The organism is Pedobacter sp. 01T416_2 (genome assembly GCF_056398925.1).
In genome coordinates, this window is record NZ_JBFTQI010000185.1 from 1 (window position 1) to 8,571 (window position 8,571).

General features: G+C 40.2%; 8 protein-coding genes. 4 read left to right on the plus strand and 4 right to left on the minus strand.

Annotated elements, in window-relative coordinates:
- Together AC1DPQ_RS10055 and AC1DPQ_RS10060 are read left to right on the plus strand one after the other, a co-directional pair.
- Positions 1-358: hypothetical protein (locus AC1DPQ_RS10055; protein ID WP_477609086.1), on the plus strand; the 358-nt coding region annotated here is incomplete at its 5' end.
- A 116-nt stretch (positions 359-474) separates the two neighbouring features.
- A complete protein-coding gene (locus AC1DPQ_RS10060; protein ID WP_477578659.1) occupies positions 475-1,326 on the plus strand; it encodes an EamA family transporter in 852 nt (283 codons plus the stop codon).
- On the opposite strand, the gene AC1DPQ_RS10065 is transcribed toward AC1DPQ_RS10060, so the two are convergent.
- Positions 1,327-1,611 (minus strand): putative quinol monooxygenase, encoded by a 285-nt coding sequence (locus tag AC1DPQ_RS10065; protein WP_477578657.1) that lies wholly within the window; start codon positions 1,609-1,611, stop codon positions 1,327-1,329.
- The gene (locus AC1DPQ_RS10070) at positions 1,583-2,212 is read right to left on the minus strand and encodes an NAD(P)H-dependent oxidoreductase (protein WP_477578655.1); all 630 of its coding nucleotides are present in this window, start codon (positions 2,210-2,212) and stop codon (positions 1,583-1,585) included. The genes AC1DPQ_RS10065 and AC1DPQ_RS10070 overlap by 29 nt, the downstream gene beginning before the upstream one ends.
- A gap of 98 nt (positions 2,213-2,310) precedes the next feature.
- Here AC1DPQ_RS10070 and AC1DPQ_RS10075 point away from each other — a divergent pair, with 98 nt between their 5' ends.
- Complete coding sequence (locus AC1DPQ_RS10075; protein ID WP_477609088.1) at positions 2,311-3,213, plus strand: LysR family transcriptional regulator; 903 nt, start codon at positions 2,311-2,313, stop codon at positions 3,211-3,213.
- Positions 3,214-3,307: 94 nt separating this feature from the next.
- Complete coding sequence (locus AC1DPQ_RS10080) at positions 3,308-5,800, plus strand: PAS domain S-box protein (protein ID WP_477578652.1); 2,493 nt, start codon at positions 3,308-3,310, stop codon at positions 5,798-5,800.
- Positions 5,801-6,010: 210 nt separating this feature from the next.
- Here the strand turns inward: AC1DPQ_RS10080 and AC1DPQ_RS10085 are convergent, their stop codons facing one another.
- Positions 6,011-8,017, minus strand: a complete 2,007-nt coding sequence (locus AC1DPQ_RS10085; RefSeq protein ID WP_477609090.1) for a urocanate hydratase — start codon at positions 8,015-8,017, stop codon at positions 6,011-6,013.
- 19 nt (positions 8,018-8,036) lie between these two features.
- Positions 8,037-8,571, minus strand: a 535-nt coding sequence (locus tag AC1DPQ_RS10090) for an aromatic amino acid lyase (RefSeq protein ID WP_477609092.1), incomplete at its 5' end; no start/stop codon positions are given.

Sequence of the window (8,571 nt, forward strand, 5' to 3'; positions counted from 1 at the left end):
TCGTATAACTATGGAACAGYCAATTGCAATGAACACTTTAAGTCAAATTTTGGAGAAATTGAGGCTGAAAGGAAAAGATAACGAATTAAAAATTTCTGATCATGGTAAGATGCAAAGTAAATCGCTCGGAAAAATTTATAGCCCCGAAGATTTAACCATTGTTAAAACTTATCGCTTTGAAGGAGATTCAGATCCTGCAGACAATTCAGTATTGTATCTGGTAGAAGATCAGGAGAAAAACATTGGGTATATATTAGATGCTTATGGCATCTACTCTGATAATGAAGGACCGGCATTTGATGATTTCTTAAAGAAAATTCCTACCGAAAATAGAGATGAACAGGAACTTTTCTGTTAATAGCCTAAAAATTTTATTGGAAGGGAGAATTAGCGTAATCTGATTCTCCCTTTTTGTATTTTAAAATATTAGCAGGTTATAATTCCGTAATTTTGCGCCTCATTTACCAGCGACAGATGAAAAGCAAAATCAATATCCCACCCATACCAGCCGTTTTACTGTCTATTATCAGTGTGCAGTGTGGGGCGGCAATTGCAAAAGGGCTTTTCCCACAAATTGGCGCTGCTGCTACCGCATCGTTACGGATCGGTTTATCAGCGATCATCTTATTAATCGCTTTTAGGCCAAACTTATTTAAACTAAATGCCAAACAATGGAAATATGTTACCCTATACGGTGTTTGTTTAGGGGTAATGAATATGGTATTCTATATGGCTATAGCAAGAATTCCGATTGGTTTAGGAGTAACTTTAGAATTTGTTGGCCCATTGGGCCTGGCTATTTTTGGATCTAAAAAACCTATAGATTTCCTTTGGGTAGTACTGGCCGCAGCCGGCATTGCACTAATTGCCCCCTGGACTAGTACAGGGCTAAATGTTGTGGGTGTATTGTTGGCACTTTTAGCCGGCATTTTTTGGGCAGCCTATATTATACTGGGTGGTAGGATCTCAAAAATAATGAAAGGTGGTGATGCTGTTGCCATTGGAATGTTATTCGCTACCATAGTCATCTTGCCATTTGGTGTTTTTAGCGACGGCTTAAGTGGCCTTAATCCAAAATTACTGGGTTTAGGAGCAGCGCTTGCTCTACTATCAAGCGCCATCCCATTTACCCTCGAAATGAGAGCCCTTAAGCAGCTCCCTGCCCGGACTTTCAGTATTTTAATGAGCCTCGAACCTGCCATGGCTTCATTAGCTGCACTCGTTTTTTTACAAGAATACCTCACTTTAAAAGAGTGTTTTGCCGTGGCTTTCGTTGTTATTGCTTCTGCGGGTTCTTCGTTAACAGCCAGGCGTGCAAAACTGTAATTAGGCCAGTTTTTCTGTTTTATAGATTACAATGCCATCCGTCAATGTATCTGCTTGCGCTACAAAGGCTAAAATATAAGGCTGCTGATCGTGGAGATCCAAACCTGCCTGATCTTTCCACTCCTCCTGAAAAATAAAAGTATTATCAATTGCAGATTCATGCAGATCATACTGAATGCAGGCTTCCTCTTTGCGGGAATTTACCACCATATCCAGCAGCATAGTTCTTAATGCTGCTGTGGTTTCTTTCTTACTTTTAACAATTGCTGTTAGATAAATGCTCATATACTGCTGTATTTAAAAAATTTTGGGTTAAATGTTCCTCATGCAATTTAAGTGCATTCGTTATATCTGCGTTCTTTTCTACATCGTGAAAATGAATGCCATCTATGCATTCCATTCCGGTAAAAGCGTTCATTCTATGAAAACCAAACAATACACCATCATCTACACTGGTTTCCATAAAAAATTCTTCAGGTAAGGTAAATGCTTCTTTTGGTGCATTCCACGATGATGTTACCATGTACTTACGACCGTGCAACATCCCTCCGGTGCCGTAGTTTCTTGTCGGATTATCTGCTTTACGGCCATCACTTACATAGATTCCTTTTTTATGCCCTTCGGTAAACACAACATCGATATATTGTTTAAACCCATATGGTAACTGAAACCACCAGATGGGTGTATGGTAAATTACAACATCTGCCCAAACATATTTTTCTACTTCCTCTTTCGGATCATAATCATGATTAATGTTAGTTGTTTTCACTTCGAAATCTGCCAATGAAGAAAAGAAACTGGCTGTAGCATCAGCTATTGTTTCGTTAAACCTGCCCCCTGAGTGACCAAATTTTTGTCCCCCGTTGATGATGAATATTTTTGTCATTTCGTTTTTCTATTTGATAAGACAAAATTACAGCGCCTAAATCTATTATTAAAACAAGTTAATTCATAGCTTTGTATCAGAATTATAATAGCAAAATTATGGTTAATTTAGAATGGTACAGAAGTTTTAAGGCAATTTATAAAACGGGAACCTTAACCGGTGCAGCAGAGAACCTGTTTATTTCGCAGCCCGGGGTAAGTTTGCATTTAAGTTCTTTAGAAAGTTACGTCGGCTATAAGCTGTTCGAGCGTACGGGCAGGAAGATGATTCCGACCGAAAAAGGAAAAGTGCTTTATAATTTCATTGTAGAGCCGCTTACAAAACTTGAGGATGCTGAAAAACATTTTCAAAAAAGCACTGAGAAACATACACCAACCATTAGCGTAGGCATGTGTTTCGAAACTTTTCAGATTACACTCGAACAATATATATCTACACTTCCTTTTAATGTGATCATCCGTTTCGGCGAATATCCTGAAATGTTAGACCAATTGGATAAAGGTATTTTAGACCTGATTATCACCCCACAAAAAGGCAATTCGGCCAATGTAGAACACGAGGCTTTTTCCTCCGAAACCATTGTTTTAGTAGGCGGAATAGAAACTGATGGGCAAACTTTTAATTCGTTGGTTAAAAAGAACGATTTAGCCGGAATGGAAGCCTGGTTAAAACAACAAAAATGGTATGGAACAGCCGGCGATATGGAACATCTTCTACGTTTCTGGCAGCTTAACTTTGGCAAACATGCCGATTTTCGCCCTAACTACATTGTACCGAACCTCAATTCGATTGTACGCTGCTTATCCGGAGGAAAAGGCCTGGCTATTATACCCGATTTTCTTTGCAAAAAAGAAGTTGAAGAAGAAAAAGTAAAAGTAATTTGGGAAGGCACCTCAAAACTGACAAACACTTTATATTTTGGTTGTAGGAAAAACACCCAGTATGCATCAGAAATCCACATCATTAAAAAACTTTTTAAGGAGGTTATGGTTAGTATATAGTTTATATTGAAAATGATCATGGTTAGATCCCTGATTTAATTTTGCTTAAACAATAGATAAATAATTATTTCAGATAATACTTTAAGCTTCCATAATGAGTTATCCTAATCACCTTTTAAGTAGCGATCAATTATTAGAAGTTTTTAATTTGACCCATACGGCCACAGCTGTTCATGTTGGCGAAACGGCCATAATTCAGGCGGCAAATGATGCAATGCTCAGAATATGGGGAAAAGACAGGAGCGTAATCGGAAAATCGTTAGAAGAGGCTTTACCTGAACTTAAAGGACAACCTTTTATCGATATGTTCAGGAAAGTATGGTTGGAAGGGCTTGTAATTTCGGGAAAAGGCACTGCCGCCGATATAGTAATCGACGGCGAATTACAAACTTTCTATTTTGATTTCGAGTACCGGGCGATAAAAAACGATGCGGGTAAAACCATCTGCATTTTACATACGGCAATTGATGTAAGCGAGCGGGTACTTAGACAGCAGGCTGTAGAACAGGCGCTTGAAAGAGAAGAGGCGTTACAACGCGAGCAAACTTTAAATGAAGAACTGGCGGCAACAGTAGAAGAACTTGCCACAACCAATGAAGAGCTTGTGGCCACCAACGAAGAGCTCCAGGAAACACAAGAAACGCTGCACGTTTTAAACAACGAACTGGAATTAAGGGTTATTGAGCGCTTTAACCAGCTTTCGGAAAGCGAAAAGCGCTTTAGGACCATGGCAGAAGGAACCGATATTTTTATTGCTGTTGCTGATGAAAGTGGAAATGCCATTTATTTTAATAAATCGTGGGTAAAACTCACGGGCCGATCGATGAAAGATCTGCTCGACTTTGGCTGGGCAGATTTAATTCATCCTGAAGATCGGGATAGGTATATAAATATTTACCTTTCGGCCCTTGCCGAAAAAAGACCTTTTACCGGCGAATTTAGAATACTCACCAAAAAAGGCGATTACAGATGGTTGCTTGCTAGCGGCCCTCCACGTTTTCATGCCGATGGCTCATTCGCTGGTTACATTAGCTCCTGCATTGACATTACAGAACGGAAGTTAATTGAAATAGAGCGACTGAATCTAAATAAACTTATAGAGGCGAGCTCAGAGTTTATAGGCATTGCCGAATTGGATATGTCAATCCAGTACCTAAATCCTGCCGCAGTACAAAAACTAGGCTGGTCTGGCATTTCGAACAGAACAATCTTAGATTGCATTTTTCCAGAAGATCGATTAAAGGCAAAGGAAATTCTACCAGAGATTTTAAAGAATAATACCTTCAGACAGGAGATTCGATTCTGGAATGAAAAGACAGGACATCCTTTTTGGATTGAATGGAATGGCTTTGCCATTCGAAATGAAACCGATGAAATAGTTGCCATTGCTACGGTAAGTCCTGATATTACAGAGCGAAAACTTTATCAGGAAGAACTGCAAGGCATAAATATGGAAATGGCAGCAGCAAACGAAGAGCTGGCCACTACAAATGAAGAGCTTGCTAAAACGCATGATGACCTTATCAAGTACACCAATAAACTATCAGACAGTGAGGAAAAACTCAGACAGGCGATAGAAACCGGCAGAATGGGTACATGGAGCATCAATCCGAAAACACTTGAAGTTACGATGTCGAGCTTTGTTAAGGACTTGTTGGGCTTGCCTTTGGATAAACCTGCAGAAATGGATATGATTATGAAGGCCGTGAATCCGGATTACCATAACATGCTTTTTTCGGCGCTGGATAATGCCATAAAAAACCATTTACCTAGTGATACGGAATACCCGATTAACAATTTAATTAATGGTCAGGAAAAATGGGTTAGAGCAACCGGGCGTGTTTTTTTAGATCAACAGGGAAATCCAACGGAGTACTCTGGCCTTTTCATCGATATTACGGAGCAAAAATTAGATGAGATTCGAAAAAACGACTTCATCGGAATGGTTAGTCACGAGTTAAAAACACCGCTAACTGCAATTAATGGTTTTGTGCAGGTTTTGCAGCGCAAAGCAAAAAAAGATGAAGATAATTATGCCATTATTGCTTTAGATAAAGCGCACAGCCAGATCAGGAAAATGACCGCCATGATTAATGGTTTCTTAAATGTATCCCGTTTAGAATCGGGCAAGCTGCTTATCGAAAAAACAAACTTTAGCTTAGATGAACTGCTGAAAGAAACCATCGAAGAAACTTATGTGTCACAATCTTCGCATCAAATTATATTAAACCCAACATGCGAGGTTAACATTAATGCCGATCGGAATAAAATCGGGAATGTGCTTTCTAACCTGATCAGCAATGGCTTAAAATACTCAGACAATGGTACACGTATCGAGATTACCTGCAAATTGCACCATACTGAGGTTGAAATTCAGATTAAAGATGAGGGAATAGGGATAAAGCCGGAAGATATTGATAAACTTTTCGAACGTTATTACCGCGTGCAGGGTAACCACACCATTTCGGGCTTTGGGATCGGGCTTTACTTAAGCGCCGAAATTATTGAAAGACATGGCGGCCGGATATGGGCAGAAAGCGAAGAAGGTAAGGGTTCCGTTTTTCATTTTACTTTGCCATTGAGTTAATTAGCACAGTTTTTACCGCAAAGATCACTAAGGTTTTCGCAAAATGAGATAAGTTTTTTCTGGAAAAATGGTCGTTACGGAATTTGCACGATCTATATTTTTTTGTCATTCTGAGTGAAACGAAGAATCTTTCTTCTGTATGTGCTGTTACATGAAAAGATTCTTCACTGCGTTCAGAATGACAAAAAGGCGTTTTTCTTTTGTAAAACTTTAATCTATCTCTAATCCCTCCAAAACCTCATCATCAACCAAATTCGGCAGTGTAATTTTTAAAGTACCAGTCCGTTCCATTTCGCGTTCGATGGCAAAGCGGGCTTCTTTATTTCGTGCCCAGCTTCTTCTGGCAATGCCGTTGTTTACATCATAAAAAAGCATGTTTTGTAGTTTTTCAGCAGTTTGTTCGCTTCCATCCAATACCATCCCGAAACCACCATTTATTACTTCCCCCCAGCCAACGCCACCACCATTGTGGATCGAAACCCATGTGGCGCCCCTAAAACTATCGCCAATTACATTATGAATAGCCATATCTGCGGTAAACCTGCTTCCATCGTAAATATTGCTCGTTTCTCTAAATGGAGAATCCGTTCCGCTTACATCATGATGATCTCTCCCAAGAATAACTGGTGCCGATAATTGGCCGGTATTAATCGCTTCGTTAAACCTCAGCGCAATCTTTGCTCTTCCTTCAGCATCTGCATATAAAATCCTGGCTTTTGAGCCTACTACAAGTTTATTTTCCTTTGCCGCGCTGATCCAATTGATATTATCCTGCAGTTGTTGCTGTATTTCTGCCGGGGCACTAAGCTTAATCTCTTCCATCACCTCTTTAGCCATTTGATCGGTTAAATCGAGATCCTTTTCGTTACCTGAAGCACAAACCCACCTAAATGGGCCAAAACCATAATCGAAACACAATGGGCCTAAAATATCTTCTACATAAGATGGATATTTAAAATCTATCCCATTTGGAGACATTATATCAGCACCTGCCCTACTACACTCCAACAAAAAGGCATTTCCATAATCGAAAAAATAAGTTCCTTTGGCAGTATGTTTGTTAACACTGGCGGCATGCCTTTTTAACGAATCCTGAACATAAACTTTAAACCGATCAGCTGCATGGGCCATCATTTCATTTGCCTCAATAAAACTTAAACCTACCGGATAATAGCCTCCAGAATACGGATTATGTAACGAAGTTTGATCAGAGCCAATAGCCACATCAATATTTTCCTGATCAAACCGCTCCCATACATCAACGATATTGCCAATGTATGCCAGAGATACCGTTTCTTTTCCTTTTTGGGCAAGTACTACATGGTTAACCAATTCATCTAAGTTATCGATAAGTTCATCTACCCAACCTTGTTGATGCCTTTTGGTTGCAGCCTTAGGATTTACCTCTGCACACACCGTAATACAGCCCACAATATTGCCCGCCTTGGTTTGTGCGCCGCTCATACCACCTAATCCTGCAGTAAGAAAAACTTTGCCAGCAGTATCCTTTCCATAAAAACCCTTTTTGCGGAAAGCATTCATTAAGGTAATGGCCGTACCATGAACAATACCCTGAGGCCCTATATACATGTACGAACCTGCCGTCATCTGTCCGTATTGGGTTACCCCTAACGCATTAAACTTTTCAAGATCCTCAGGTGAAGAATAGTTGGGTATCATCATACCATTGGTAACTACAACGCGTGGTGCAGCGGTGCTTGATGGAAATAATCCCTGTGGATGCCCGCTGTAAATATTCAGCGTTTGCTGATCGGTCATCGTAGCCAGGTATTGCATTGTTAAAAGATACTGTGCCCAATTTTGGAATACACTTCCATTTCCGCCATAAGTAATCAGCTCTTCAGGATGCTGTGCAATTGCCGGGTCTAAATTATTCTGGATCATGAGCATAATTGCCGCAGCATGAACAGTATGGCAGGGGTACGCCGTTATGTCTCTTGCATAAATGGCATAGTCGGGCATAAAACGGTACATATAAATGTGTCCGTAGTTTTCCAGTTCAGCCAAAAATTCTTGAGCAAGCGCCTGGTGCCATGCTTTTGGAAAATAACGCAAAGCATTTTTAATGCTCAGTTTTTTTTCACCTGCGTTTAAAACATCCTTTCTTACAGGCGCATGGCTTAGTTCTGTATTTCTGTTTTTGTGTGCAGGCAATGTTGAAGGAATACCTGCCAGTATCTGTGCTTTAAAATCCATGTTTTACAATTTTGACCGCTTAATCTAATGTTGATTCTGCCTCGCTTGCAACGGCAACAATTTCACCTTTTTGTACCATTTTAATGGCATTCTCCATCCTATCATACATAATCTGATCTTCTTCAAAATGATCAATTTCGGTACGCACAAAATCGTGTACCGCAGCCAGTATTTTGCCCGGTTTTAATGGGTGATGATAATCAACGGCCTGTGCGGCACAGAACAGCTCGATACCCAGGATTTTTTCTACGTTTTCGATCACCTGCAGGGCTTTACGTCCGCTGATCGAACCCATACTCACATGATCTTCCTGACCTAAAGACGTTGGAATACTATCTGCACTAGCCGGAAAACAAAGCCCTTTATTTTCGCTGGCCAAAGCAGCAGAGGTATATTGAACAATCATAAAACCCGAATTTAATCCAGTTTCTTTCATCAGGAGTTTAGGTACACCTGGCGTATTTCCTTCCAGGGAAAGGTAAATCCTACGATCGCTGATGTTTCCGATTTCTGAGGCGGCTAAGCAGGCGTAATCGAGCGGTAAGGCCAATGGC